Genomic DNA, 26,427 nt, shown 5'->3' on the forward strand with positions numbered 1-26,427 from the left:
GAAACTGGTGGGGTGACGAAAACCTTCTCGCACCCGCACTTTCTCCGGTCGGTGATCCGCTGGCTGCAGGTCGGCTACCCCGAGGGCGTCCCAGGTCCGGACCGAGTGGCGCTGCTGGCGCTGTTGCGCAGCACCCCGTTGACCGAGGAACAGGTCAGGGAGGTGGTGCGGCACCTCACCAGCAAGGGATCGCCGGCCATCGCCGACGGCGTGATCCACCGTGACGAGATCGGCGACTTCATCTCCGGCGTGACCCACCACGACGCCGGTCCGGAGAACATCCAACGGGTGGCGGGGGTGCTGGCCGCCGCGGGGTGGCCGTTGGCCGGCGTGGAAGTCAACGAGGCCGAATCCGAAGGTGCTCAGGCAGCGGCCTCACAGGCGTGATATGTCGATGACGAAGCGGTAGCGCACGTCGCTGGCCAGCACGCGCTGGTAGGCCTCGTTGATGTAATCGGGTTCGATGATTTCGATGTCGGGTGTGACGCCGTGCTCGGCGCAGAAATCCAACATCTCCTGGGTTTCGGCGATCCCACCGATGTTCGACCCCGCCAGGCTGCGCCGCATCAATGCCAGTGCGAACGCGTGAACCTCCATGGGGTGCTCGGGAATGCCGAGCTCCACGAGGGTGCCGTCGACGTCCAGCAGGTTGAGGTACCGGCCGAGATCGAGGTTCGCCGAGACGGTGTTCAGGATCAAGTCGAAGCTACCGCGCAGCTTGCTGAAGGTGTCCGGGTCGGAGGTGGCGTAGTAGTGGCTGGCGCCCAGGCGCAGGCCATCCTCCATCTTCTTCAGCGACTGCGACAGCACGGTAACGTCGGCGCCCATCGCCGCGCCCAGCTTGACACCCATGTGACCCAGCCCGCCTAAGCCGATGATCGCCACCCGCGTGTCCGGCCCGGCGTTCCAGTGTCGCAGCGGCGAGTACAGCGTGATGCCGGCGCACATGAGCGGCGCGGCCACGTCCAGGGGCAGCGCATCCGGTATGCGCAACACGTAGTTTTCGTCGACGACGATCGCTTCGCTGTAGCCGCCCTGGGTTGGCTGGCCGTCTTTGCCGATCGAGTTGTAGGTGAAGTTGGCGCCGGGTTTGCAGTACTGCTCGATCCCGCGCAGACAGCTGCTGCATTCGCGGCAGGAGTCCACGAAACAACCCACGCCCACGCGGTCTCCCACGTTGTGCTTGGTCACCTCGGGGCCCACCGCGCTGACCACGCCGGCGATCTCGTGGCCGGGCACCACCGGGTAAATCGGTTGGCCCCACTCGGCTTTCACGGTGTGGATGTCCGAGTGGCAGATGCCGGCGAACCTGATGTCGATCACCACGTCGCGCGGGCCCGGGTCGCGGCGGGTGATGGTGGTCCTGGTCAGCGGTTCGGTCGCCGAGGTGGCTGCGTATGCGGAAACCGCGCTCATGGCACCCCCTTTTCTGGCATTGCGGCGCGCGAATCGATAGCGACGGGTACCCCGGCCACGGGTACCCCGACAGCCTATCTCCGCCCCGGGCTAGTTGATCGGGGCGTTGATCCAGCGCAGGTCGTCGACGATGCCGCGGGCCGCGATCACGCCCTCGCCGGTCTGCCAGATCTCGTTGTTGACGACAAAGACCCGATTGTCTCGATAGGCGGAGAGCCTTCGCCAGGGGTCACTGTCGAAGACCGCGGCCGCGCGCTCGGCGGCCGCCGGGGACACACACGACACGTAGACGATGTCGGCGTCGGCCGCGGAGAAGTCCGGCGCCTTGGCCAGATCGGCATCGGTGGTGCCGAACTCGAGGTAGGCCTTGTCGGTGAACCGTTGCGACGCGGGCCGATCCACACCGACGGCGGTCAGCACGCTGGCCGGAAAGTTGTTGGCGCCGTACACCCGCAGGGTGTTGGTGGTTAGCTGGACGATCGACGCCTGGAAATGGGTTGCGTCACGCTTGGTCCCGACGTCCGCTGCGCGTTGGGTGAAGCCATTGATCAGCCCGTCCACCGCGGCGATCCGGGCGGTCGCGGCCCCGACGCCCCGCAGGTTGTCCATCCACGCCGCGCCCGGCGCCCCGGTGAACACCGTCGGCGCGATCGCCGCCAGCCGCGGGTACAGCGTCGGCGTCAACGCCGCCGAGCCCAGGATCAGGTCTGGGTGAGCCGCCGCGATGGCCTTCAGGTCAGGGTTGCTACGGGTTCCCACACCGGGCAGGCGGCGCACCGCGCTGCCGAGGTAGGCGGGTTGACTGGAGGAACCCTCCGGCCACGCCGCGGCGACCACCCGGGATTGCAGGCCCAGCGCACAGAGCCCGTCGAGCTGGTCACCGGAGAGCACCACGATGCGCTGCGGGTCGGCGGGCACCTGGACCACGTCTGGGCTGACGCCCGCCGCGTTGCGCGCCGGCCGGGTGGGCGGCCCCGGATCTGCCGCGGCCGCCTCCCGGGGGCAGGACTCGTCCGGCTTGCGGTCGTTGCCCAGCACCCCGGCTCCGGCGATCTGAGTGGTGGGGGTGATCACCGACCTCGAGGCTGTGGTGGCGGGCCGATCGGCGCCGCAGCCGCTGCACGGCACGATCAGTGCTGCTGCCGCCACGGCGGCAACAGTGGGTCGCATCGCGCCGACTAGCACGCGTCCGACGCTAACATCCGGGCCATCAAGCGCCGCCCGTCGACGATGCGGGCGGGAGCGCCGCGGCAGTTACGACAGTTTGTAGGACCAGACCTACCGCCAGGCCGATCGCGGGCTAAGATTCCAGTCATCACTGGGTACCCGGACCTGTGCTGACTGGATGTTTGGAGGAGCTGTTGACAGCCGAAGCGCCACCGTTGGGAGAACTCGAGGCCAGTCGCCCGTACCCGGCCCGGACCGGTCCCAAGGGGAACCTGGTCTACCGGCTGATCAGCACCACCGATCACAAGATGATCGGCATCATGTACTGCGTCGCCTGCTTCATCTTCTTCTTCGTCGGCGGCCTGCTGGCGCTGTTGATGCGGACCGAGCTGGCGGCGCCCGGACTGCAGTTCTTGTCCAATGAGCAGTTCAATCAGCTGTTCACCATGCACGGCACGATCATGCTGCTGTTTTATGCCACCCCGATCGTGTTCGGCTTCGCCAATCTGGTGCTGCCGTTGCAGATCGGCGCGCCCGACGTGGCGTTCCCGCGGCTCAATGCCTTCTCGTTCTGGCTGTTCTTGTTCGGCGCCACGCTCGGGGCGGCCGGCTTCATCACGCCGGGCGGGGCCGCCGACTTCGGCTGGACCGCCTACACCCCGCTGACCGACGCCATCCACTCACCCGGCGTCGGCGGCGACCTGTGGATCATGGGTCTGATCGTCGCCGGCCTGGGCACCATCCTCGGCGCGGTCAACATGATCACCACCGTGGTCTGCATGCGCGCCCCCGGGATGACGATGTTCCGGATGCCGATCTTCACCTGGAACATCATGGTGACCTCGATCCTGGTGTTGATCGCGTTCCCGCTGCTGACCGCGGCGTTGTTCGGGTTGGCCGCCGACCGCCACCTGGGAGCCCATGTCTACGACCCGGCCAACGGCGGAGTCCTGTTGTGGCAGCACCTGTTCTGGTTCTTCGGTCACCCCGAGGTCTACATCATCGCGCTGCCGTTCTTCGGCATCGTGTCCGAGATCTTCCCGGTGTTCTCCCGCAAGCCGATCTTCGGTTACACCACCCTGGTCTACGCGACCCTGTCGATCGCCGCGCTGTCGGTCGCGGTGTGGGCGCACCACATGTTCGCCACGGGTGCGGTGCTGCTGCCGTTCTTTTCGTTCATGACGTATCTGATCGCGGTGCCCACGGGGATCAAATTCTTCAACTGGATCGGCACGATGTGGCGGGGACAGTTGACGTTTGAGACGCCGATGCTGTTTTCGGTCGGCTTCGCGGTCACCTTCCTGCTCGGTGGTCTGACCGGTGTGCTGCTGGCCAGCCCGCCGCTGGACTTCCATGTGACCGACAGCTACTTCGTCGTCGCACACTTCCACTATGTGCTGTTCGGCACCATCGTGTTCTCCACGTTCGCCGGCATCTACTTCTGGTTCCCGAAAATGACCGGCCGGCTGCTCGACGAGCGGTTGGGCAAGCTGCACTTCTGGTTGACGTTCATCGGTTTTCACACCACGTTTTTGGTGCAGCACTGGCTGGGCGACATGGGCATGCCGCGCCGGTACGCCGACTACCTGTCCACCGACGGCTTCCAGGGCCTGAATGTCGTCTCGACGATCGGGGCATTCATTCTGGGGGTGTCGATGCTGCCGTTTGTCTGGAACGTCTTCAAGAGCTGGCGCTACGGCGAAGTGGTGACCGTCGACGATCCCTGGGGGTACGGCAATTCGCTGGAGTGGGCGACCAGTTGCCCACCGCCGCGGCACAACTTCACCGAGCTGCCCCGCATCCGCTCCGAGCGTCCGGCGTTCGAGTTGCATTATCCGCACATGGTGGAACGGCTTCGCGCCGAAGCCCACGTCGGACGTCATCACGACGAGCTGGCCAAGGTGGCCTCCAGCTGATGAGACCCGATCGCCGGTGCCGGGGTTCGGCGCGGCTGGGCGAGTAGTCGGGGGTGGGCGCGTCGGCGAAGGTGTCGGTGCTGATCACGGTCACCGGCGTGGATCAGCCGGGTGTGACGTCGGCACTCTTCGAGGTGCTCGGGCGGCACGGAGTCGAGCTGCTCAACGTCGAGCAGGTGGTGATCAGGGGCCGGCTGACGCTGGGCGTGCTGGTGTCCTGCGCGCCGGAGCTCGCCGACGGCGCCGCGTTGCGGCACGACGTCCAGGCCGCCATTCACGGGCTGGGCCTGGAGGTCGCCATCGAGCGCAACGACGACCTGCCGGTGATTCGGGAACCGTCGACCCACATCATTTTCGTGCTCGGTCGGCCGATCACCGCCGGGGCGTTTGGCGCGGTGGCCCGGGAGGTGGCCGCGCTGGGCGTCAACATCGACTTCATCCGCGGCATCTCCGACTATCCGGTCACCGGCCTGGAGTTGCGGGTCTCGGCGCCACCGGGGATCGCGGGCGCGTTGCAAACCGCCCTGACGAAGGTGGCCATCGAGGAACACATCGACGTGGCCGTCGAGGACTACGGCCTGGCCTGGCGGACCAAGCGGCTCATCGTCTTCGACGTGGATTCCACCCTGGTGCAGGGCGAGGTCATCGAGATGCTGGCCGCCCGGGCCGGCGCCCAGGGCAGGGTCGCGGCGATCACCGAGGCGGCGATGCGCGGCGAACTGGATTTCGCGGAGTCGCTGCAGCAGCGGGTGGCCACCCTGGCGGGCCTGCCGGCCACGGTGATCGACGAGGTCGCCGACCAGCTGGAGCTGATGCCCGGCGCTCGGACCACGCTGCGCACGCTGCAGCGGTTGGGTTTTCGCTGCGGAGTGGTCTCCGGCGGCTTCCGGCGGATCATCGAACCGCTTGCCAAGGAACTGAAGCTGGACTTCGTCGCCTCCAACGAGCTGGAAATCGTCGACGGCATACTCACCGGCCGGGTTGTCGGACCGATCGTGGACCGGCCCGGCAAGGCCACGGCGCTGCGCGCCTTCGCCGAGCAGTACGGCGTGCCCATGGAACAGACCGTCGCGGTCGGCGACGGGGCCAACGACATTGACATGCTGGTCGCGGCGGGTCTGGGGGTGGCGTTCAACGCCAAGCCCGCGCTGCGCGAGGTGGCCGACGCCTCGTTGAGCCATCCGTACCTGGACACGGTGCTGTTTTTGCTGGGCGTGACGCGCGGTGAGATTGAGGCCGCCGACGCGGTCGACGGCGTCGTGCGCCGCGTCGACATCCCCGCGGATTAGGCGGCGTGAGCAGACGCAAAAGCCCCCAATTCGGGCCCGAATTGGGGGCTTTTGCGTCTGCTCACGGCGCATGCGGCACGATGGTCGGGTGCTCGAAAACGGCAGCCCCGATGCGGCCGACCCCGACCTGCTGATCGACTTCCGCAACGTGTGCCTGCGCCGCAACGGCCGAGTACTGGTGGGGCCGGTGGATTGGGCCGTCGAACTCGACGAGCGATGGGTGATCATCGGTCCCAACGGTGCCGGCAAGACATCGCTGCTGCGCATCGCCGCGGCCTCCGAGCACCCGTCGTCGGGTGTTGCGTTCGTGCTCGGTGAACGGCTGGGCCGGGTCGACGTTTCGGAATTGCGAGCCCGGATCGGGCTGAGCTCGGCGGCCCTGGCGCAGCGGGTGCCCGATGACGAAGTGGTGCGTGACCTCGTGGTCTCCGCCGGCTACGCGGTGCTGGGCCGGTGGCGGGAGCGCTACGAGGACGTCGACTATCGCCGCGCGATCGACATGCTGGAGAGCCTGGGCGCCGAGCACCTGGCCGATCGCACCTACGGAACCCTCTCCGAAGGTGAGCGCAAGCGCGTGCTGATCGCCCGCGCCTTGATGACCGACCCGGAGCTGCTGCTGCTCGACGAGCCCGCCGCGGGCCTGGACCTGGGCGGCCGGGAGGAATTGGTGGCGCGGCTGGGCGACCTGGCCGCCGACCCCGACGCGCCCGTGCTGGTGCTGGTCACCCATCACGTGGAGGAGGTTCCGCCGGGGTTCAGCCACTGCCTGCTGCTGTCGGAGGCCAAGGTGGTCGCCTCGGGACTCCTGCCCGACGTGTTGACCGCCGAGAACCTGTCCGCGGCCTTCGGCCAGTCGATCGCCGTGGACTTCGTCGACGGGCGATACTTCGCCCGTCGCGTTCGAACCCGCGCGGCTCACCGGAGACGGCCATGACACCACCACGCGAGCCATTGGTGCCCAGGCCGGCGGCGACGGTCATGCTGGTCCGAGACACGCCCGCCGGCCTCGCCGTCTTCCTGATGCGCCGACACTCCGCGATGGATTTCGCCGCCGGGGTGATGGTGTTCCCCGGCGGCGGTGTCGACGACCGCGACCGCAACACCGACTTGCGCCGGCTAGGGGCCTGGGCCGGCCCGCCACCGCACTGGTGGGCGCAGCGGTTCGGCATCGAGGCCGACCTAGCCGAGGCGTTGGTGTGCGCCGCGGCGCGGGAGACCTTCGAGGAATCGGGCGTGCTGTTCGCCGGGCCGGCCGACGACCCGCACGGCATCGTCGGTGACGCCTCGGCGTACGGCGACGCCCGGCGCGCGCTGGCCGACCGCACGCTGTCGTTCGCCGACTTCCTGCGCCGGGAGAACCTGGTGCTGCGCTCCGATCTGCTGCGGCCCTGGGCGAACTGGGTCACCCCGGAGGCCGAACTGACCCGCCGCTACGACACCTACTTCTTTGTCGCCGCGCTGCCGCAGGGGCAGCGCGCCGACGGCGAGAACACCGAATCCGATCGCGCCGGCTGGACATTGCCGGCCGACGCCATCGACGACTTCGCGGCCGGGCGCAACTTCCTGCTGCCGCCGACCTGGACGCAGCTGGACTCGCTGACCGGCCGCACCGTCGCCGAGGTGCTGGCCGTCGAGCGCCGGATCGTCCCGGTGCAGCCGCACCTGGTGCAGCAGGGCGACAACTGGGAGATCGAGTTCTTCGACTCCGACCGCTACCACCGGGCGCGCATCGCGGGCGGGTCCGGGTGGCCGTTATGAGTGAATTCGTCAGGGTCGTGGTCAGCGACGGCTCGCAGGACGCCGGCCTGGCCATGTTGTTGCTGTCGCGACCGCCCACCAACGCGCTGACGCGTCAGGTCTACCGGGAAATCATCGCCGGGGCCGCCGAACTGGGGCGCCGCGACGACGTGGCCGCGGTGATCCTGTTCGGTGGCCACGAGATCTTCTCCGCCGGTGACGATATGTCCGAGCTGCGGCGGCTGACACCGGCCGAGGCCGATACCGCGGCGCGGGTGCGGCGCGCGGCCGTGGACGCGGTGGCGGCGATCCCGAAACCGACCGTGGCCGCCATCACCGGATACGCGTTGGGCGCCGGCCTCACGCTGGCGCTGGCCGCCGACTGGCGAGTCAGCGGTGACAACGCGAGGTTCGGCGCGACGGAGATCCTGGCCAACCTCGTGCCCAGTGGCGGCGGGCTGGCCCGGCTGACCCGGGCAGTGGGGCCCAGCCGGGCCAAGGAGCTGGTGTTTAGTGGGCGTTTCTTCGACGCCGAGGAGGCATTGGCGCTGGGCCTGATCGACGACAAGGTGGCCCCCGACGACGTGTATACCGCCGCCGCGGCGTGGGCGCGGCGCTTTCTGGACGGGCCGCCGCGGGCGCTGGCCGCCGCGAAGGCCGGCATCGACGAGGTCTTCGAGCTGGCCTCGGCGGAGCTGCCGGCCGCCGAACGCCGTCGTTACGTCGAGGTGTTCGCCGCCGCCTACCGAGCTGACGCACGGGGTGACTCCGACGGCCGTTAGGCTCCCCTTCATGACGAGGACTTCGGAAATCCCCGCCGACGCCGTGCCCAACCCCCGTCCCACCGCCGAACAGGTGGCGGCCGCGCGGCAGGACAGCAAGCTTGCCCAGGTGCTCTACCACGATTGGGAAGCCGAGAGCTACGACGAGAAGTGGTCGATCTCCTATGACCAACGCTGCGTCGACTACGCGCGAGGCCGGTTCGACGCCGCGGTGCCCGCGGAGGTCATCGCGCGGTTACCCTTCGACCGGGCCCTGGAACTGGGCTGTGGGACGGGGTTCTTTCTGCTCAACCTGATCCAGGCGGGCGTCGCCCGACGCGGGTCGGTCACCGATCTCTCACCCGGCATGGTCAAGGTCGCCACCCGCAACGGGCGGTCGCTGGGGCTGGACATCGACGGCCGGGTGGCCGACGCCGAGGGCATCCCGTATGACGACGACACCTTCGATCTGGTGGTCGGGCATGCCGTGCTGCACCACATTCCCGATGTGGAGCTGTCCCTGCGGGAAACGATCCGGGTGCTCAAGCCGGGCGGCCGGTTCGTGTTCGCCGGTGAGCCGACCACCGTCGGCGACGGCTACGCCCGCGCGCTGTCCACCCTGACCTGGCGGGTGGTCACCAACGCCACCACATTGCCCGGTCTGCGTGGGTGGCGTCGCCCCCAGGCCGATCTTGACGAGTCCTCGCGGGCCGCTGCGCTGGAGGCCCTCGTAGACCTGCACACCTTCGCACCGGCCGACCTGGAGCGGATGGCCACCAGCGCCGGCGCGGTTGAGGTTCAGACCACCACCGAGGAGTTCACCGCCGCAATGCTGGGCTGGCCGCTGCGCACGTTCGAATGCGCGGTGCCTCCGGGGCGCCTGGGTTGGGGATGGGCGAAGTTCGCGTTCACCAGCTGGAAGACGCTGAGCTGGCTGGACGCCAACGTGTGGCGTCGGATCACCCCGAAGGGCTGGTTTTACAACGTGATCGTCACCGGGATCAAGCCGTCCTGAGCGCCGGTCTCACCTTCGGCCTCGACGACGTCGCTTACCTGCGGTCGGCATCGGGGGCCGCCGCCCTGTGTGCGGTTGCCGACCTCTCGCTGACCGGCCCGACCAGGGTCGCCGACACCGCCGCGGTGCACGCCCGGTTCGGCGAGCGGGCACCGATCCTGGTGGAAACGACATTGCTGCGCCGCAAAGCCGCCGACAAGCTCGGCGAGCTGTGCGATGTGTCGCGGTGGCTGTTCACCGCCGAGGCGCTGCAACAGGCCACCGCGGCGGCGGTGGCGCGGCATCGCGCCCGGCGGCTGGCCGGGCAGGTGGTGCACGACGCGACATGCTCCATCGGCACCGAGATGGCCGCGCTGCGCGGCTCGGCGGCCCGGACGATCGGCAGCGACATCGACCCGGTGCGGCTGGCGATGGCGCGTCACAACCTCGGTGATGCCGCCGACCTGTGCCGGGCCGACGCGCTGCGCCCGATCAGCCGCGGCGCGGTCGTCATCGTCGACCCGGCGCGGCGAAGCGGCGGCCGACGGCGTTTCGATCCGACCGACCATCGGCCCCGGCTAGACCACCTGCTGGACTGTTACCGCGCGCGGGACATGGTCGTAAAGTGTGCTCCCGGAATAGATTTCGAGCGGGTACGGCGGCTCGGTTTCGATGGCGAGATCGAGGTGACGTCATATCGCGGATCGGTCCGGGAGGCCTGCCTGTGGTCGGCCGGGTTGGCCGGGCGCGGCGTGCGCCGGCGAGCCAGCATCCTCGACCGCGGTGAGCAGATCACCGACACCGAGCCCGATGACTGCGGTGTGCGGCCCGCCGGCCGATGGATCGTCGATCCCGACGGCGCCGTGATCCGGGCCGGCCTGGTGCGCCAGTACGGGGCCCGGCACGGGCTGTGGCAGCTCGATCCCCACGTGGCGTACCTGTCTGGTGACCGGCTGCCGCCGTCGGTGCGCGGCTTGGAGGTGCTCGATCACCTGGCGTTCGACGAGCGCCGGCTGCGGCAGGCGCTGTCGGGGCTGGACTGCGGGGCGGTGGAGATCCTGGCCCGGGGTGTTCGGGTGGACCCCGACGCCCTGCGCGGGCGGCTTCGGTTGCGCGGCAGCCGGCCGCTGTCGGTGGTCATCACCCGGATGGGCTCCGGGCCCACCGGGCATGCGCTGGCATACGTTTGCTGTCCCTCCCGTTAGGGCGCGGGTACGCTGACGGCGATCACGTTGTGCGGCGCGAGCGCCCCTTGTTCTGCGAGGACAGTTCGACGATGCGTTATCTGATAGCTGCCGCGGTCCTGGCCGCCGCGGTCTGGGCGGGTTGGCCCGCCACCGCGGCGCCGCCATCCTGCGCCAGCCTGGGCGGCACCGTCGAGGCCGGACAGCTCTGCCATGTGCGCGCCTCGGGTTCCAAATACACCCTCGACCTGACGTTTCCCGTCGACTATCCCGACCAACAGGCGCTGACCGACTACATCACGCGCACTCGGGACGGGTTCGTCAACGTGGCGCAGAGCTCCGGGGGGCGCGACCACCCGTACCAGATGGACGCCACCACCGAACAACACAGCGCGGGCCAGCCCCCCCACCATACCCGTAGCGTGGTGCTCAAGTTCTTTCAAGACCTCGGCGGCGCCCACCCGTCCACCTGGTACAAGGCCTTCAACTACAACCTCGGCAGCAAACAACCCATCACCTTCGACACCCTGTTCGCGCCCGGCACCACCCCGCCGCTGGACACCATCTTCCCGATCGTCCAGCGTGACCTGGAGCGGCAGACCGCGCTGGCCGCGGCGATCTCGCCGGGCGCCGGTCGGGATTCGGCGAACTATCAGAACTTCGCCATCACCGACGATCAGCTGATCTTCTACTTCGGCCAGGGTGAATTGCTGCCGTCGTTTGCCGGCGCCGTTTCGGCCCAGGTGCCGCGCAGTGCCCTCCCGCCGCTGGCCATCTAACACCGCGGTCGGTGGTGGGCTAGACCTGGGCTAGACCTGGGCTAGACCGGAGCGAAGCTGTAGACCTGGCCGTCGCCGGTGGCGGTCACCACCCGGCGGTCGGTGCCCACGGCGACCCCGACCGGATAGCCGCTGGCTCCAGGCAGCGGATAGCTGTTGATCGTGTGGCCGTTGGCCGGATCGAAGATCAACAACGACAAACCGGCGCCGCCGTCCGGTGGTGGACCGCTGACCACCGTGTAGCCGACGGCGGCGCCGGCGAGGCTCGACGTCGACAACGGAATGACGTCGTCGCGTCGCCAGGTCTCCTCGGCGTGATCGCCGGCGTCCCGCAACGCCACCAGCCGGGTGTCGGGGCCGCCGCCGGACACGATCAGCCCCTGTGGGGTGACCGCGGGCGGCGTCTGCGCCAGGAACCCCAGCGGCGCCGACCACTTCACCGTGCCGTCGATCGCGTGCAGCGCCCACAGCCGTTCGTCGCGGCCGTTGACGTAGACCGTCGATCCGTCGGCGGACAGCACCGGGCTGGCGATGACCCCGGCGTCGACGGCGTCGCTGGTCCACTCGCGGGCGAGCTGCTGCCCGTGGTATTTCAGGCCGACCAGCCCGGCCGCCGGCGCTCCCGGTTGCCAGACGCCGAGCACCACCATCCCGTTGACCGCCGAGAACGCGGGCGCGGCCGGGACCGGGCAGCCCGGCCGGGCCGGGGCGCAATCGGCCAGCCCACGGGTCGCGTCGGTGGGGTCGACGCCGTCCACCAGATCCAGCGGGCTGCCGACCACCCGGCCGCGGTGGGCGTCGAACACCACCAGCTGTCCCAGGTGGGTGCTCACCAGCAGGTGACCGTGGCCCAGGAACCGCGGGGTGGACGGCATCCCGATCACCGGCTGTCGCCAGCGCGTCCACTGGGTGACCGGGAAAGCGACGATCGCCCCGGGCTGTCCGACGTAGAGGTTGTCGAAGATGTCCAGCAGCGGGCCCCCGAAGCCGCCGCCCTGGACCAGCCGGACACACCAGCGTTGCCGGCCGCTGTGGTTCTCCCACTCCATCAGCGAACACCCGGCCGGGGTCTGCGCGTTGAGCGCAAGATAACCGCGTGCGCTCAGCGCGGGCGCGGCCCCCAGGCTCCCTTTGACCGACCGTGTCCAGCGCAGCGCGAGCGTGCTGGCACCGGCGGTCGGGGTGTAGCTGCTGTTGGCGGCGTCGCCGTACTGCGCGGGCCAGCCCAGCGCGGGTGCCGCGTCGACCCACGAGTCGGTGTTGCCGCAGCCGCCGAGTCCCATCGCGAGCGCCGCCGCGAGCACGGTCGCCCGGAGACGTCGGGCTCGCACCTTGTCCTTTCGCAGGGTCCCAAATCCTTCCGCGACGCGGGTTCGGCCATGAGCGGCGATCGAGTACACGTGAGGGTAACCGGTGGCCGCCCCCGGGTGGCCGATTGCCCGACTCCTTCGCGGCGCGCCGATCGATTCCCGTTAGGCTTTCGGCCCATGACGACCATGTGGGGGGCTCCGCTGCACCGCCGCTGGCGTGGATCGCGGCTGCGGGATCCGCGTCAGGCCAGGTATCTGACGCTGGCCTCGCTGAAATGGGTGCTTGCCAACCGGGCGTACACGCCGTGGTACCTGGTCCGCTATTGGCGGCTGCTGAAGTTCAAGCTGGCCAACCCGCACATCATCACCCGCGGCATGGTGTTTCTCGGGAAGGGCGTCGAGATCCACTGCACACCCGAGCTGGCGCAGCTGGAGATCGGTCGGTGGGTGCACATCGGGGACAAAAACACCATCCGCGCGCACGAGGGTTCGCTGCGCTTCGGCGACAAGGTGGTGCTGGGCCGCGACAACGTCATCAACTGCTATCTGGACATCGAGATCGGGGAGTCGGCGCTGATGGCCGACTGGTGTTACATCTGTGATTTCGACCATCGGATGGACGACATCACGATGCCGATCAAGGACCAGGGCATCATCAAAAGCCCGGTGCGGATCGGGCCGGACACCTGGATCGGCGTGAAGGTGACCGTGCTGCGAGGGACCTCGATCGGACGGGGTTGCGTGCTGGGCTCACACGCGGTGGTGCGCGGTGACATCCCGGACTATTCGATCGCGGTCGGCGCGCCGGCCACGGTGGTCAAGAACAGGCAGGTGTCCTGGGAGTCATCGGCCGCACAGCGGGCCGAATTGGCTGCGGCGCTAGCCGATATCGAACGCAAGAAGGCGGCCCACTAACTGCGGCGGGCATCACCGCGACCACCGGCTGACGGGCTATTCCGGGTGGTCGTCGACCTTGAAATCGAAGTTGACATCGCCGCCGTCGACGCTGGTGACGGTCACGTTGATGCCGTACTTCGAGTTGCCGTCGGTGAGCTGACACCGTAGCGTCGCGCCCTCGACGCCTTTCAAGTTGTCGGGGCAGGTCACCGAGTCGGGTCGCTGGCCCACCTGTTGATACAGCTTGTCGCTGATGATCCTGGCGACCCGGTTTTTGTCAACGGTCTCCACCATGTCGAACTTGACGTCTTTGCCCTCGACGCTGGTCACCGTGACGTTGACGTTGTAGATCGTGTCGTTGACTCGCATCTCGCAGTTGAGCTGCGCCCCGACCTTTGCCAGCAGGTCGCTGGGACAGTTCACCGAGTCCGGCTTGTTGCCTTGGGCGTCGGTCATTTTGGCGCTGATCTGGTTGGCCACGTCGGCCTTGCTCACGGTGCGCGACGATCCGACCGAAAACGAACAGGATCCGGCGCTGGCCATGAGGCTGACGGCGGCACCTGAGACCAACAATGTCCGAACGATCGAACGAGCCATCTCGCCTCCCTGGCTAGGTGAAATTGGGACAACCGTGAATCGGCTGATCATGACATGCCAACCGGCTGCTGAAAAGTGAATCCGCGAAAAACCGGAAAAACTAACGGGTTTCGCTATCGCATCGCCGGCCGCTGCGCGACAGCGGCGCGTCGGCGCCTGGTCCTATCGGCCGCTGATGAGCGCCGCGACCAGCCCTTCGGATCTAACGGTCGGGCAACGCGTGCTCGACGATGGGTAGCCGGGGCTGTGGCTGCCGCTCGCGGCGTTTGGCCGCCAGATACACCTGCGCGGTCGACTCGGCCACGGTCTGCCAGTCGAAGTCGGCCGTGAGCCGGTCGCGCGCGGCCCGGGCGCGGCGCTGCGCGGCGGCCGGGTCGTCAAGCACGTAACGCACCGCTTTGGCCAGACGCGACACGTCACGCGGGGGGCAGGACACCCCGGTCCGTCCGTCGATCACCGCTTCGCCCAGGCCGCCGATGTTGGACGTGACCAGTGGCGTGCCGGCCGCGGCGGCCTCCAGGGCGGCCAGCCCGAACGGCTCGTAATGGCTGGGCAGCACCGCGGCGTCGGCCCGATGCAGCACCGCCAGCAGTGCGTCGTGGTCGAGATGTCCGACGAACCTGGTTGCCTTGAGCACCTTGTGTTTACGGGCCTGCTCGACGAGCCAGGCCTGCTGGGTGCCTTCGCCGGCGATGGTCAGCGTGGCGCCCGGGTGGGTGCGGCGGATCCTCGGCAGCGCCGCGATGGCGTCGTGCACACCCTTCTCGTACTCGAGGCGCCCGACATAGAGCAGCTCGGCCGGCCCGGTGCGTGGGCGGCGGGGCGCGTACGGCCAGCGCTTGGCGTCGATACCGTTGGGGATCACCGTGGTTTCGGCCAGGCCGGGACCGAACAGTTCGGTGATCTCGTCGCGCATCGACGCCGAACAGGTGATGAGCGAATCGGATTCGCGCACAAGCCAGGATTCGACCGCGTGCACCTGACGGCTGAGGGGTCCGGAAACCCAGCCGGAATGCCGCCCGGCTTCGGTCGCATGAATCGTGGAAACCATTGGCACGTCGTAGAACTGGGCGAGCGCTATGGCCGGGTGGGCCACCAGCCAGTCGTGCGCATGTACCACGTCGGGGCGCCAGGGCCGGTCGGTGCCGTGCCTCTTGAGCGACAGGCCCGCGCGGATCATCGCATGACCCATCGCCAGCGTCCAGGCCATCATGTCGTCGCCGAAGGTGAACTCGTGTGGGTCTTGCGCGGCCGCGATCACCCGAACCCCCTGGCTGACCTCGTCGGACGACGGGTGCGTGCTGGGATCGGTGCCGGTGGGACGCCGAGACAGCACCACGACGTCGTGGCCGGCGGCGGCCAGCGCGGTCGACAGCTGATGCACGTGCCGGCCGAGCCCACCGACCACCACCGGCGGGTACTCCCACGACACCATGAGGATTTTCATGGGTGTTGCCCGTTCCGCCGCCGCGAGGGTCCGCAGATTGCCGTCCGCAGCGGCGTGTCGCCGTACAAACACGGTCGCTCGCGGGCAACAAAGTTCATGGCAGCCTTCTCGCGTCCAGGGCGCCGAACAGACCGTCGGCACGGTTCCACCCCTCGGCAAGCCGCTGTGCGCTGTCGCGCCGGCCGGACGCCAATGCCCCGGCGATCTCCCGGGTGGCGTGGGCGTGCAGGTGAGCGCGATAGCGGGCGTAGTCGGCGGCGGAGTCCTTGCTGACCATGAACGGCCAGTCGCTGGACACCGTGAGCAGCGTCTCGCGCAGAATCTGATCGGCGACCCGATCGCGTGGGATAGGTCCGTCCAGGGACGCCGTCTGCGCCAACGCCTTATCGACGGTGGTCAGCGCGGTGTCGACCACCTCGGCGTTGAGCTGGACCAGATCGGCCACCTTGTCACCGTTCCACACCTGCCAGTCCTTGCCGGAGCCCCACGAGCCGGGTGGCAGCTCGACGGGGCTGCCCACGAACCCGTCGTTGATCGCGTCGCGCAGCGTCCCCACCCGCACCCCGGCGGCGGGCAGGGCCTGCAGCACGCGCCGCAACCAGGTCGGGCCTTCGTACCACCAGTGGCCGAACAATTCCGTGTCGAAGGCGGCCACCACGTGGGCCGGTCGCCCGATGCGTTCGGATTCGGCCAGCAGCCGGTTGCGCACCACCTCGACGAAGTCGGCGACGTGCACCTCGACGGCCCGGTCGGCGCGCTCGGGGTCATACGGCGCCTTGGCCTCCGCGGCCACGTTTCGGCCGGTGACGCGGGCCGGCTTGAGACCGGTCAGGTGGTCGTAGGTGTGGAAATCGCGGTACGCGGCATGCCCCGGATAGCCGGACTTCGGCGACCACACCCGGTAGCTGACCTGCAGGTCACGCCCGAAGGCGATGACGTCGGTGTCGCCCACCGGCCGGCCCAGCGCGGTGTCGCCGTGCAGCGACGGGCCGTCGACCATGAAGTGACCGACGCCCGCGGCGGCGTAGTCGTGTTCCATGCCCGGGGCGTAGGCGCATTCGGGCGCCCAGATCCCGGTCGGGCGGTGCCCCAGCCGGTGCCCCGCGTCGGCCAGGCCTTCGCGCAGCGCGAACTCGCGCAGCCGCGGGGCCAGCAGCGGCTGAAACGGGTGAGCCAGCGGACCGCCGAGCAGCTCCACGGTGCCGGCGTCGACCAGGGCGCGCAGCACCGGGCTGCCGCCGTGCCGCCATCGCACGGCGAATTCGTCGAGGGCTTGGTCGGCCGCGGCGCATTCGCGAATCCCGAAGGGCCGCAAGGCCTCCGGCGTGCACGAGGAATAGGCGGCCGATCGTGATCGGGGCGCAATCCGCACGCTGGCGGCCTCCGCCGCGCGCAGCCGCCAGTTGGCCAGCCAATGATGCATGCCGTCGAGGCAATACGGGTCGTCGAGCTGGGCGGTGACCACCGGGGTCATGCCGAGGGTGAGCACTCCTTGCCGATCCTCGTCGGCCAGCGTCTGCAGCACCCGGAACAACGGCAGATAGGCCGCCGACCACGACTGATAGAGCCATTCCTCGCCGACCGGCCAGCGCCCGTGGTGGGCCAGCCACGGCAGGTGGGTATGCAGCACCAGGCTGAACAGGCCCGGCACCCGGTCGCCAGGGGGGTTCACGGCCGCACCGCGATCGCGATCAGGTCGAGGCTGTCATCGATGTCCCGGCTGCCGCGCCCGACCATGTCGAAGTCGGCGGTGGTGACCGCCGCGACGTCGGCGGCCAGCTCGGGCGGCCACGGCGCGTCGGCCACGGCGAGCGCGATCTGCGCGTCGATGATCGAGCCGCCGTGGCGGGCATCCATCTCCCGCAGCCGTGGCCCGTGAAACAGGCCACTCATCGATACGTCGGCAAAGCCCGCGTCAACCAGCAACTCGGTGAGCTCGTCGGCGTTGAGCTCGCGGGTGTGGAACGGGTTGATCGGGGTGTCGCGGCCCGGAGAGAAGGTGATCCGGTTCGGGGTGGACACCATCACCAGCCCCGAGGGCCGCAGCACCCGGGCGCACTCGCGGAGGAATCGACCCTGGTCCCACAGATGCTCGATGACCTGGAAGGTGACCACCACGTCCACCGACGCCTCGGGCAGCGGCAGCTCGGCCAGGTTTGCCCGCAGCACCTGCACCCGGGGATAGCGGCGGCGGACGTGGGCCACCGCGGCCTGGTCGTAGTCCACCGCGATCACCCGGCGCGCGACGCCGGCGATCAGGTCGGCGCCGTAGCCCTCGCCGCAGCCGGCTTCGAGCGCGTCGCGGCCCGCGCAGCGGGGCGCCAGCCGCTCATACACCACTTGGTGGCGGCGAAACCAGTAGTTTTCGACGTCCAGGTCGGGGATGGTGCGTTCACCGGTCAGCGGCAACACCGGATCGACCGCTGCCGGGCGGTCGGCGGGGCGAACATCGGGGACGAAAGCGCTCATTGCTAAGGCAGGCTAACCCGTAGCGCTGGATCCGCGAATCGGGCACCGGGGGTAGCGCCCGCTTGCGGGGGAGGCACAGCCAGGCAATCGGGCCAGCCTGACCCGCTATGGTGTGAGGGCAGACCGCAAGAACTTACCGGCTAGTAACGTGCCGGTGGGTCGCGAAACGCGTGACCGAAGTCTCGCAGTCGATCGCTGCGGGGCGCCGTTGAGGAGGACGAGCCACACCCATGACGAACATTGTGGTCCTGATCAAGCAGGTCCCAGACACCTGGTCGGAGCGCAAACTGACCGACGGAGATTTCACGTTGGACCGCGAGGCCGCCGACGCGGTGCTCGACGAGATCAACGAGCGCGCCGTGGAAGAAGCCCTGCAGATCCGCGAGCGGGAGGCCGCCGCCGGCATCGAGGGATCGGTGACCGTGCTGACCGCCGGCCCGGAGCGCGCCACCGAGGCGATCCGCAAAGCCCTGTCGATGGGCGCCGACAAGGCCGTCCACCTCAAGGACGACGGCATGCACGGCTCGGACGTCATCCAGACCGGCTGGGCGTTGGCTCGCGCGCTGGGCACCATCGAGGGCACCGAGCTGGTGATCGCCGGCAATGAATCCACCGACGGTGTGGGCGGCGCGGTGCCGGCCATCATCGCCGAATACCTGGGCCTGCCGCAGCTCACCCACCTGCGCAAGGTGTCGGTCGAGGGGGGCAGGATCACCGGCGAACGCGAGACCGACGAGGGCGTATTCACCCTGGAGGCCAATCTGCCCGCGGTGGTCAGCGTCAACGAGAAGATCAACGAGCCGCGGTTCCCGTCGTTCAAGGGCATCATGGCCGCCAAGAAGAAGGAAGTCACCGTGCTGACCCTGGCCGAGATCGGTGTCGAGGCCGACGAGGTCGGGCTGGCCAACGCCGGGTCCACCGTGCTGGCGTCGACGCCGAAGCCGCCCAAGACCGCCGGCGAGAAGGTCATCGACGAGGGCGAAGGCGGCAACCAGATCGCCCAGTACCTGGTCGCCCAGAAGATCATCTAGCCGAGCGCAACCCCAAGAACACAGACAGACCCCAAGAACACACCCAGACACAGACACGAGAAGAGCGATATACCCATGGCCGAAGTATTGGTGCTCGTGGAGCACAGCGAAGGCGCACTGAAGAAGGTCACCGCCGAATTGATCACCGCCGCCCGCGCGCTGGGCGAGCCGGCAGCCGTCGTGGTCGGCGCGCCGGGGACGGCCGCGCCGCTGGTAGACGGGCTGAAGGCGGCGGGTGCCGGCAAGATCTACGTCGCCGAGTCCGACGTCGTCGACCAGTACCTGGTCACCCCGTACGTCGATGTGCTGGCCGGGCTGGCCGAATCGTCGGCCCCGGCCGGCGTGTTGATCGCCGCCACCGCCGACGGCAAGGAGATCGCCGGCCGGCTCGCGGCCCGGATCGGCTCCGGTCTGCTGGTCGATGTGGTCGAGGTCAAGGCGGGCGGAAAGGGCGTGCACTCCATCTTCGGCGGTGCGTTCACCGTCGAGTCGCAGGTCAACGGCGACACACCGGTGATCACGGTGCGTGCCGGGGCAGTGGAGGCGCAGCCGGCCGAGGGCGCCGGTGAGCAGGTCAGCGTGCAGGTTCCGGCGCCCGCCGAGAACGCCACCAGGATCACCGCCCGCCAGCCGGCGGTCGCCGGGGACCGACCGGAGCTCACCGAAGCCAGCGTCGTGGTGGCCGGTGGCCGTGGCGTCGGCAGCGCGGAGAATTTCAGCGTGGTCGAGGCGTTGGCCGACTCGCTGGGTGCGGCGGTCGGTGCGTCGCGGGCCGCGGTCGACTCCGGCTACTACCCGGGCCAATTCCAGGTCGGCCAGACCGGCAAGACGGTGTCGCCCCAGCTCTACATCGCGCTGGGCATCTCCGGGGCGATCCAGCACCGCGCGGGCATGCAGACCTCGAAGACCATCGTCGCGGTCAACAAGGACGAAGAGGCACCCATCTTCGAGATCGCCGACTACGGCGTGGTCGGCGACCTGTTCAAGGTTGCCCCGCAGCTGACCGAGGCGATCAAGGCCCGCAAGGGCTGAGTTTGCTTTTGCGTCTGCTCGCCCAACTCGTCATCTGACGTGCACCGACACGTCACAGCGCCGACGCCGATTAGCTGATCGGCTGCGCCACGTTGGTGCCATGAGCATCGCTTCTGTGCTGATACCCAGCGACAAACCCCGGGGCGCGGCGACAAGGTCGTCGTCGGGGCCGCGCTATTCGCTGTTGCTGTCCACCGACCCTCGCCTGATCGAGGCCGCGCAGCGGCTGCGGTACGACGTGTTCAGCAGCACACCCGGGTTCGTGCTACCCGCATCGGGCGCGGGGTTGCCGGACGGTCTTGATCGGGACCGGTTCGACGAGTACTGCGACCACCTGCTGGTCCGCGACGACGACACCGGTGAACTGGTGGGCTGCTATCGAATGCTGGCGCCGGCGGGTGCCATAGCCGCCGGAGGGCTTTATACCGCAACGGAATTCGACGTGAGCGCGTTCGACCCGCTGCGGCCGTCGTTGGTGGAGATGGGCCGCGCCGTGGTGCGTGAAGGTCACCGCAACGGTGCCGTGGTGCTGCTGATGTGGGCGGGCATCCTGGCGTATCTGGACCGCTGCGGCTACGAGTATGTGACCGGCTGCGTGTCGGTGCCGATCGACGGCTCGCCAAGCCCGCGGGTCGCAGTGCCGGGCAGCCAGATCCGCGGCGTGCGCGACTTCCTGCTCAACCGGCACGCCTCGCGCTATCGGGTGCGTCCCTACCGGCCGGTGCGGGTGGACGGCCGGGGCCTAGACGACATTGCCCCACCGCGACGGCCGGCGGTGCCGCCGCTGATGCGCGGCTATCTGCGGCTGGGGGCACGGGCGTGCGGGGAACCGGCGCATGACCCGGCATTCGGTGTGGGTGACTTCTGCATGCTGTTGGACAAGCAGCACGCCGATGCCCGCTATGTGCGGCGACTGCGGTCGGTGTCGGCGGCGGCCAGAATGGCGGGCGGGCCGGCTCGATGACCACTGCGGCCGCCGGGCACGCATGGCTGCCCCGGGCATCGTGCGACGCCGGTTGTGTCAGCGCGGGGGATCCGGTGACCTCGCCGTGGCTGGTGGTGGCGCTGCGGGTGGCGGTTCGCGTCGCCGCGGCGCTGCTGCTGGCCCCGGGAGTGCCGCTGCTCGGGGTGCCGCTGCCCGGCCGCACGCACCTGCAACGTGCCTACTGCCGGCTGGTGCTGCGCTGCTTCGGTGTCCGGATTATGGTGTCGGGCAATCCGATTCGCAACCTGCGCGGCGTGCTGGTGGTGAGCAGCCACATATCCTGGCTGGACGTCTTCGCCATCGGCGCGGTGTTGCCGGGATCGTTCGTCGCCCGCGCCGATATGTTCACCGGGCCCGCGTCCGGGTTCGTGGCTCGCGTCCTGAAGGTCATCCCGATCGAGCGGGCCAGCCTTCGTCGGCTGCCGGAGGTGGTGGCCGCCGTCGCCCGTCGGCTGCGCGCCGGCCAGACGGTGGTGGCGTTCCCGGAGGGCACCACCTGGTGTGGCCGAGCGTTCGGTCCGTTCTATCCGGCCATGTTCCAGGCCGCGATCGATGCTCGCCGCCCGGTGCAGCCGCTGCGGCTGACTTATCACCACGCCGACGGCAGCGTGTCAACCGCTCCGGCCTACGTCGGTGAGGACACGCTGGTGCGGTCGGTGGGCCGGATGCTTCGCGTGCGCCGCACGGTGGCGTGGGTGCGTGTCGAATCCCTGCAATTGCCGGGCACCGATCGGCGAGCCCTGGCCAGCCGGTGCCAGTCGGCGGTGCGGGTGTCCGAGCCGCCGCGGCAGCAGGGTCACCGGCACGAGCTGGTTTCCTAAAGGTGGTCACGGCGCGCTGGTCGCCGCCGTGCTGAATTGCCCAGCTCGCCGGCTCGACCAGTATCCTGGGCGAGTCATGGTCTACCTGGATCACGCCGCGACGACCCCGATGCACCCCGCCGCCATCGAGGCGATGACGGCCGTGCTCGGCACCGTCGGCAACGCCTCGTCGCTGCACACCGCCGGCCGTGCGGCGCGCCGGCGGATCGAGGAATCCCGCGAGCTGATCGCCGACAAGCTGGGCGCGCGCCCGTCGGAGGTGATCTTCACCGCGGGCGGCACCGAGAGCGACAACCTGGCCGTCAAGGGGATCTATTGGGCGCGCCGTGACGCGCAGCCGAGCCGCCGGCGCATCGTCACATCCCAGGTGGAGCACCACGCGGTACTGGACGCGGTGAACTGGCTCGTCGAGCACGAGGGCGCCGAGGTCACCTGGCTGCCCACCGCCGCGGACGGCTCGGTGTCGGTGACCGCGTTGCGTGCGGCGCTACGAACCCATGACGACGTCGCGCTGGTGTCGGTGATGTGGGCCAACAACGAGGTGGGCACGATCATGCCGGCCGCCGAACTGGCCGCCGTGGCCGCCGAGTTCGGCGTTCCCATGCACAGCGACGCCGTTCAGGCGGTGGGCCAGCTGCCGGTCGACTTCGGCGCCAGTGGGCTGTCGGCGATGAGCGTGGCCGCGCACAAGTTCGGCGGTCCACCGGGTGTGGGGGCGTTGCTATTGCGCCGTGACGTCGGCTGTGTGCCACTGCTGCACGGCGGCGGGCAGGAACGCGATATTCGTTCCGGCACATCCGATGTCGCCAGCACCGTAGGAATGGCCGTGGCGGCACGGATCGCGGTGGACGGACTGCAGGCAACTAGCGCTCGGCTAAAGGCATTGCGGGACCGTCTGGTTGGTGGGGTGCTGGCGGAGATCGACGACGTCCGGCTCAATGGCGCCCGCGACCCGCTTCGCCTTCCGGGCAACGCGCACTTCACTTTCGGCGGCTGTGAAGGTGATGCGCTGTTGATGCTGTTGGATGCCAACGGAATTGAGTGCTCAACCGGATCGGCCTGTACCGCAGGTGTCGCACAGCCGTCACACGTGCTGATGGCGATGGGTGCGGACGCCGCCAGCGCACGCGGGTCGCTGCGACTTTCGTTGGGACACAACAGTGTCGATGCTGATGTCGATGCGGTGTTGCAGGTGCTGCCCGGGGCAGTGGCGCGCGCGCGGGGGGCCGCCCTGGCCGCCGCGGGGGCTTCCTAAGTGAAGGTTCTCGCCGCGATGAGCGGTGGTGTCGATTCGTCGGTTGCCGCCGCTCGCATGGTCGATGCCGGGCATGAGGTGGTCGGTGTGCACCTGGCGCTATCGACCGCGCCCGGCACCTTGCGCACCGGATCGCGCGGCTGCTGCTCTAAGGAAGACGCCTCGGATGCTCGTCGTGTGGCCGATGTGCTCGGAATCCCGTTCTATGTGTGGGATTTCGCGGAGAAATTCCAACACGAGGTGATCGATGATTTCGTGGCGTCCTACGCTCGCGGGGAAACCCCCAACCCCTGCGTGCGGTGCAATCAGGCGATCAAGTTCTCGGCTCTGGCCACCAGAGCGTTGGCGCTCGGCTTCGACGCGGTCGCTACCGGCCACTATGCCCGGCTGGCAAATGGCCGGCTGCGCCGCGCCGTCGACCGGGACAAGGACCAGTCCTATGTGCTGGCCGTGCTGACCGCCGAGCAGTTGCGCCACGCCGTGTTCCCCATCGGAGACACCCCCAAACCGCAAATCCGGGCGGAAGCCGCCCGTCGCGGCCTGGCGGTCGCTGACAAGCCGGACAGTCACGACATCTGCTTTATCCCATCGGGGAACACCCGGGCGTTTCTGGGTGCGCGCATCGGTGTTCGCCGTGGGACCGTGGTCGGCGCCGACGGCGCGGTGCTGGCGGAACATGATGGGGTGCATGGTTTTACGATTGGCCAGCGCAAGGGGTTGGGCATTGTCGGGCCGGGCCGGGATGGTCGCCCGCGGTATGTGACGGCGATTGACGCCGAGACCGCGACCGTTCATGTCGGCGACGTGAGTGACCTTGATGTGCATGAGCTGATTGGGCGGGAGCCCGTCTTCACCGCGGGGGCCGCGCCGTCAGGGCCCATCGAATGTCTGGTTCAGGTGCGTGCACACGGTGAAACCGTAAGTGCAGTAGCTGAATTGGCTGATGGTGAGCTTTTTGCACGGTTGCGGACCCCGCTGCGTGGGGTGGCGCGTGGTCAGACGCTGGTGCTCTACCGCCCGGATCCTGATGGTGATGAGGTGCTGGGCAGTGCCACCATCGCCGGCACGGCGGGGTTGCCGACGCCCCGCCAGCCTGGTGCGTGACTCGCGACTAGGTCGCGGTCAACAACAGAGCTAGCCAGAAGCTGCTGAATGTAGCTGTGGCTCTGACACATTCAACCTGCGCGCTTGGTCAGCAACCTACGGAACCGTCGCTTTCACCTACGTAACCGTAGCTATATGCAACTATTGCGCAAAGAAATAAACTGCGGTACTCATGGACACATGCGGTTGGTTAACCCATTGGTCGACCTGCGTTTTGGCGGTACCGGCCGGCCAGACGCTTTGGAAGGAGCATAGGCAGTGATGTTGCGCGTGGTGCCTGCAGGTTTGGCGGCCGCTAGTGCCGCGGTGGAAGCGCTGACCGCTCAGTTGGCGGCCGCGCATGCTGGTGCGGCGCCGCTAATTAGCGCGGTGGTGCCGCCGGCGGCGGATCCGGTGTCGTTGCAGACCGCGGCTGGGTTTAGCGCCCAGGGCAGCGAGCACGCCGCGGTGGCCGCTGAAGGTGTTGAAGAGCTTGGCCGTTGCGGGGTCGGTGTCGGTGAGTCCGGTATCAGTTATGCCGTCGGTGATGCCGTGGCGGCATCGACGTACTTGATCTCGGGTGGCTTGGGATGACGGCGCCGATCTGGCTTGCGTCGCCTCCGGAGGTGCATTCCGCCTTGCTCAGTGCCGGTCCGGGGCCTGGGTCGCTGCAGGGGGCCGCTGCGGCGTGGACGTCGCTGAGCTCCGAATACGCCTCGGCGGCAGAAGAACTCACCGCCATACTGGCCGCGGTGCAGGCTGGAGCATGGCAGGGTCCGAGCGCCGAGCTGTATGTGGCCGCGAACGTGCCGTATGTGACCTGGTTGCTGCAGGCCAGCGTCGACAGCGCGGCAACGGCCGGCCAGCATGAGGCCGCGGCGGCGGCCTATGTCAGCGCGCTGGCGGCGATGCCGACATTGGCGGAGTTGGCTGCCAACCACATGACGCATGCGGTGTTGGTGGCAACCAATTTCTTTGGGATCAACACGATCCCGATCGCGCTCAACGAGGCCGACTACGTGCGGATGTGGATCCAGGCCGCCACCACGATGAGCGTCTATGACGCCGTTGCGGGTGCGGCGCTGATGGCCACCCCCCACACCCCGCCGGCACCGGTCATCGTCAAACCTGGCGCCGGTACCGCCGGCGACATCGCGGCCACCGCCGGACAAACTCTCACGCCATTCCCATGGGAAGAGATTGTGGCGTTTTTACAACAAGTTTTCGCACAGTACCAGGTATATCTGTACGCGTTGCTTTCCGAGCTCCCTGCCGTCACCGTAGTCGTGTTGAATCTCGCTGCGGATATCTTGGGTTTGAACCCCATTGCATTCGTTATCGAATTGATTACCAACGCTCAGCTGTTGATGACGTTCGCTTATAATCTGGCTTTTGTCACGTACGGATTATTGTATGCCGCCGCCGGCGTAATAGAAATCATTTATGACTGGGTTATTGGGAATTTGTTTGGTGTTGTTCCGGTTTTGGCTGCGGCCGTTGTTCCGGGGGTAGCCGGCGTGACGGGATTGGCCGCTGTGCCGGCGGCGGGTGTGGTGGCCGCGCCAGTCGCGGGGGTGGCTGCCGCGCCGGCGGCCGTGACTGTCGCGGCCGTGCAGCCGTTGCCGGGCGCGGAAACGTTATCGGCGCGGGCGCGGTTGGTGTCGGCGGTGGAGCCGAGTTCGGTGGGCTCGTCGGGGTCGGTGGCAGCTTCCGACCGGGGAGCCGGGGCGTTGGGGTTCGCCGGGACCGCCACGAAGGAGACCGTCGCGCAGCCTGGCGGGTTGATGGTGTTGGGGGGTGATGAGTTTGGTGGTGGTGGTCCGCGGGTGCCGATGCTGCCGGCTGCCTGGGACGCGGATTTGGTCGGCGCGGTCGGTTAAGGGGGTATGTGAGCGTAACAATGTGATGGCCTAGCAAAGGGAAATTCGAATCGAGAGGATCATTATGAGTCTGTTGGATGCCCATATTCCGCAGTTGGTCGCGTCGCAGTCGGCGTTTGCCGCTAAGGCGGCTTTGATGTGGCACACGATCGGTGAGGCCGAGCAGTCGGCGCTGTCGGCGCAAGCGTTTCACCAAGGAGAGTCCGCGGTGGCGTTTCAGGGCGCGCACGCTCGGTTCATGGAGGCTGCCGGCAAGATCAATACCTTGCTGGATATCGCGCAAGCCAACTTGGGCGAGGCCGCGGGCACCTATGTGGCCGTCGATGCCGCCGCCGCGTCCAGCTACACCGGCTTCTAAGATGCCCGCTTCCGACCTC

The 26,427-nt window shown here is 68.5% G+C and carries 26 protein-coding genes; 19 read left to right on the forward strand and 7 right to left on the reverse strand.

Going from position 1 to position 26,427, the window contains the following annotated elements:
• The first annotated feature begins 12 nt into the window (after positions 1-12).
• On the forward strand, positions 13-387 hold the full coding sequence (locus tag G6N20_RS03145; RefSeq protein WP_083049563.1) for a DUF3349 domain-containing protein: 375 nt from the start codon (positions 13-15) through the stop codon (positions 385-387).
• Here the strand turns inward: G6N20_RS03145 and G6N20_RS03150 are convergent.
• The gene (locus tag G6N20_RS03150; RefSeq protein WP_083049560.1) at positions 376-1,416 is read right to left on the reverse strand and encodes an NAD(P)-dependent alcohol dehydrogenase; all 1,041 of its coding nucleotides are present in this window, start codon (positions 1,414-1,416) and stop codon (positions 376-378) included. The genes G6N20_RS03145 and G6N20_RS03150 overlap by 12 nt on opposite strands.
• A 90-nt stretch (positions 1,417-1,506) precedes the next feature.
• Positions 1,507-2,586, reverse strand: coding sequence for an iron-siderophore ABC transporter substrate-binding protein (locus tag G6N20_RS03155; RefSeq protein WP_083049557.1), 1,080 nt, complete (start codon positions 2,584-2,586; stop codon positions 1,507-1,509).
• A gap of 191 nt (positions 2,587-2,777) precedes the next feature.
• On the opposite strand from G6N20_RS03155, the gene ctaD reads away from it, so the two are divergent.
• The 8 genes from ctaD (at position 2,778) to G6N20_RS03195 (ending at position 11,243) form a co-directional block, all read left to right on the forward strand.
• A complete protein-coding gene (gene ctaD, locus G6N20_RS03160) occupies positions 2,778-4,499 on the forward strand; it encodes an aa3-type cytochrome oxidase subunit I (protein ID WP_083049648.1) in 1,722 nt (573 codons plus the stop codon).
• A gap of 53 nt (positions 4,500-4,552) precedes the next feature.
• Entirely contained in the window at positions 4,553-5,788 is a 1,236-nt protein-coding gene (gene serB, locus G6N20_RS03165; RefSeq protein ID WP_083049554.1) for a phosphoserine phosphatase SerB, read from the forward strand.
• Between the two features lie 70 nt (positions 5,789-5,858).
• Positions 5,859-6,722 (forward strand): ABC transporter ATP-binding protein, encoded by an 864-nt coding sequence (locus G6N20_RS03170; protein ID WP_083051753.1) that lies wholly within the window; start codon positions 5,859-5,861, stop codon positions 6,720-6,722.
• Positions 6,719-7,546, forward strand: coding sequence for an NUDIX hydrolase (locus G6N20_RS03175; RefSeq protein ID WP_083051750.1), 828 nt, complete (start codon positions 6,719-6,721; stop codon positions 7,544-7,546). Before G6N20_RS03170 ends, G6N20_RS03175 begins: the two co-directional genes overlap by 4 nt.
• On the forward strand, positions 7,543-8,307 hold the full coding sequence (locus G6N20_RS03180; RefSeq protein ID WP_083051747.1) for an enoyl-CoA hydratase: 765 nt from the start codon (positions 7,543-7,545) through the stop codon (positions 8,305-8,307). The genes G6N20_RS03175 and G6N20_RS03180 overlap by 4 nt, the downstream gene beginning before the upstream one ends.
• A 10-nt stretch (positions 8,308-8,317) precedes the next feature.
• Positions 8,318-9,301: a class I SAM-dependent methyltransferase gene (locus tag G6N20_RS03185; protein ID WP_083051743.1), complete on the forward strand. Its 984-nt coding sequence runs from the start codon at positions 8,318-8,320 to the stop codon at positions 9,299-9,301.
• Positions 9,235-10,485 (forward strand): THUMP-like domain-containing protein, encoded by a 1,251-nt coding sequence (locus G6N20_RS03190; RefSeq protein ID WP_179961510.1) that lies wholly within the window; start codon positions 9,235-9,237, stop codon positions 10,483-10,485. The genes G6N20_RS03185 and G6N20_RS03190 overlap by 67 nt, the downstream gene beginning before the upstream one ends.
• Positions 10,486-10,556: 71 nt before the next feature.
• Complete coding sequence (locus tag G6N20_RS03195; protein WP_083051740.1) at positions 10,557-11,243, forward strand: esterase; 687 nt, start codon at positions 10,557-10,559, stop codon at positions 11,241-11,243.
• Between the two features lie 41 nt (positions 11,244-11,284).
• Here the strand turns inward: G6N20_RS03195 and G6N20_RS03200 are convergent, their stop codons facing one another.
• Positions 11,285-12,526 carry an outer membrane protein assembly factor BamB family protein gene (locus tag G6N20_RS03200; RefSeq protein ID WP_083051759.1) on the reverse strand — a complete coding sequence of 414 codons (1,242 nt, stop codon included), beginning with the start codon at positions 12,524-12,526 and terminating at the stop codon, positions 11,285-11,287.
• Between the two features lie 204 nt (positions 12,527-12,730).
• On the opposite strand from G6N20_RS03200, the gene G6N20_RS03205 reads away from it, so the two are divergent.
• On the forward strand, positions 12,731-13,468 hold the full coding sequence (locus G6N20_RS03205) for an acyltransferase (RefSeq protein ID WP_083051737.1): 738 nt from the start codon (positions 12,731-12,733) through the stop codon (positions 13,466-13,468).
• Between the two features lie 36 nt (positions 13,469-13,504).
• On the opposite strand, the gene G6N20_RS03210 is transcribed toward G6N20_RS03205, so the two are convergent.
• The 4 genes from G6N20_RS03210 to G6N20_RS03225 all read right to left on the reverse strand — a co-directional run bounded on the left by G6N20_RS03210 (position 13,505) and on the right by G6N20_RS03225 (position 17,963).
• Positions 13,505-14,047, reverse strand: a complete 543-nt coding sequence (locus G6N20_RS03210; RefSeq protein ID WP_083051733.1) for an anti-apoptotic protein — start codon at positions 14,045-14,047, stop codon at positions 13,505-13,507.
• 202 nt (positions 14,048-14,249) lie between these two features.
• On the reverse strand, positions 14,250-15,494 hold the full coding sequence (locus G6N20_RS03215; protein WP_083051730.1) for a glycosyltransferase family 4 protein: 1,245 nt from the start codon (positions 15,492-15,494) through the stop codon (positions 14,250-14,252).
• Positions 15,495-15,588: 94 nt separating this feature from the next.
• Complete coding sequence (locus tag G6N20_RS03220; RefSeq protein WP_083051727.1) at positions 15,589-17,166, reverse strand: 1,4-alpha-glucan branching protein domain-containing protein; 1,578 nt, start codon at positions 17,164-17,166, stop codon at positions 15,589-15,591.
• A complete protein-coding gene (locus G6N20_RS03225) occupies positions 17,163-17,963 on the reverse strand; it encodes a class I SAM-dependent methyltransferase (RefSeq protein ID WP_083051724.1) in 801 nt (266 codons plus the stop codon). The genes G6N20_RS03220 and G6N20_RS03225 overlap by 4 nt, the downstream gene beginning before the upstream one ends.
• Positions 17,964-18,193: 230 nt before the next feature.
• Between G6N20_RS03225 and G6N20_RS03230 the strand changes: the two genes are divergently transcribed.
• The 9 genes from G6N20_RS03230 (at position 18,194) to G6N20_RS03270 (ending at position 26,408) form a co-directional block, all read left to right on the forward strand.
• Complete coding sequence (locus G6N20_RS03230) at positions 18,194-18,994, forward strand: electron transfer flavoprotein subunit beta/FixA family protein (protein WP_083051721.1); 801 nt, start codon at positions 18,194-18,196, stop codon at positions 18,992-18,994.
• Between the two features lie 75 nt (positions 18,995-19,069).
• Positions 19,070-20,026, forward strand: a complete 957-nt coding sequence (locus G6N20_RS03235) for an electron transfer flavoprotein subunit alpha/FixB family protein (protein ID WP_083051718.1) — start codon at positions 19,070-19,072, stop codon at positions 20,024-20,026.
• Between the two features lie 100 nt (positions 20,027-20,126).
• On the forward strand, positions 20,127-20,990 hold the full coding sequence (locus tag G6N20_RS03240) for a GNAT family N-acetyltransferase (protein ID WP_083051716.1): 864 nt from the start codon (positions 20,127-20,129) through the stop codon (positions 20,988-20,990).
• Positions 20,987-21,832 (forward strand): lysophospholipid acyltransferase family protein, encoded by an 846-nt coding sequence (locus tag G6N20_RS03245; protein WP_083051713.1) that lies wholly within the window; start codon positions 20,987-20,989, stop codon positions 21,830-21,832. The genes G6N20_RS03240 and G6N20_RS03245 overlap by 4 nt, the downstream gene beginning before the upstream one ends.
• A 76-nt stretch (positions 21,833-21,908) precedes the next feature.
• Entirely contained in the window at positions 21,909-23,087 is a 1,179-nt protein-coding gene (locus G6N20_RS03250; protein ID WP_083051710.1) for a cysteine desulfurase family protein, read from the forward strand.
• On the forward strand, positions 23,088-24,191 hold the full coding sequence (gene mnmA / locus G6N20_RS03255; protein WP_083051707.1) for a tRNA 2-thiouridine(34) synthase MnmA: 1,104 nt from the start codon (positions 23,088-23,090) through the stop codon (positions 24,189-24,191).
• Between the two features lie 258 nt (positions 24,192-24,449).
• Positions 24,450-24,764: a PE family protein gene (locus G6N20_RS03260; RefSeq protein WP_083051704.1), complete on the forward strand. Its 315-nt coding sequence runs from the start codon at positions 24,450-24,452 to the stop codon at positions 24,762-24,764.
• Positions 24,761-26,050, forward strand: coding sequence for a PPE family protein (locus G6N20_RS03265; protein ID WP_083051701.1), 1,290 nt, complete (start codon positions 24,761-24,763; stop codon positions 26,048-26,050). The genes G6N20_RS03260 and G6N20_RS03265 overlap by 4 nt, the downstream gene beginning before the upstream one ends.
• Before the next feature lie 64 nt (positions 26,051-26,114).
• Positions 26,115-26,408: a WXG100 family type VII secretion target gene (locus G6N20_RS03270; RefSeq protein ID WP_083051698.1), complete on the forward strand. Its 294-nt coding sequence runs from the start codon at positions 26,115-26,117 to the stop codon at positions 26,406-26,408.
• Positions 26,409-26,427: the final 19 nt, after the last annotated feature.

This window comes from Mycobacterium shinjukuense, assembly GCF_010730055.1.
Classification (GTDB): Bacteria; Actinomycetota; Actinomycetes; order Mycobacteriales; family Mycobacteriaceae; genus Mycobacterium; species Mycobacterium shinjukuense.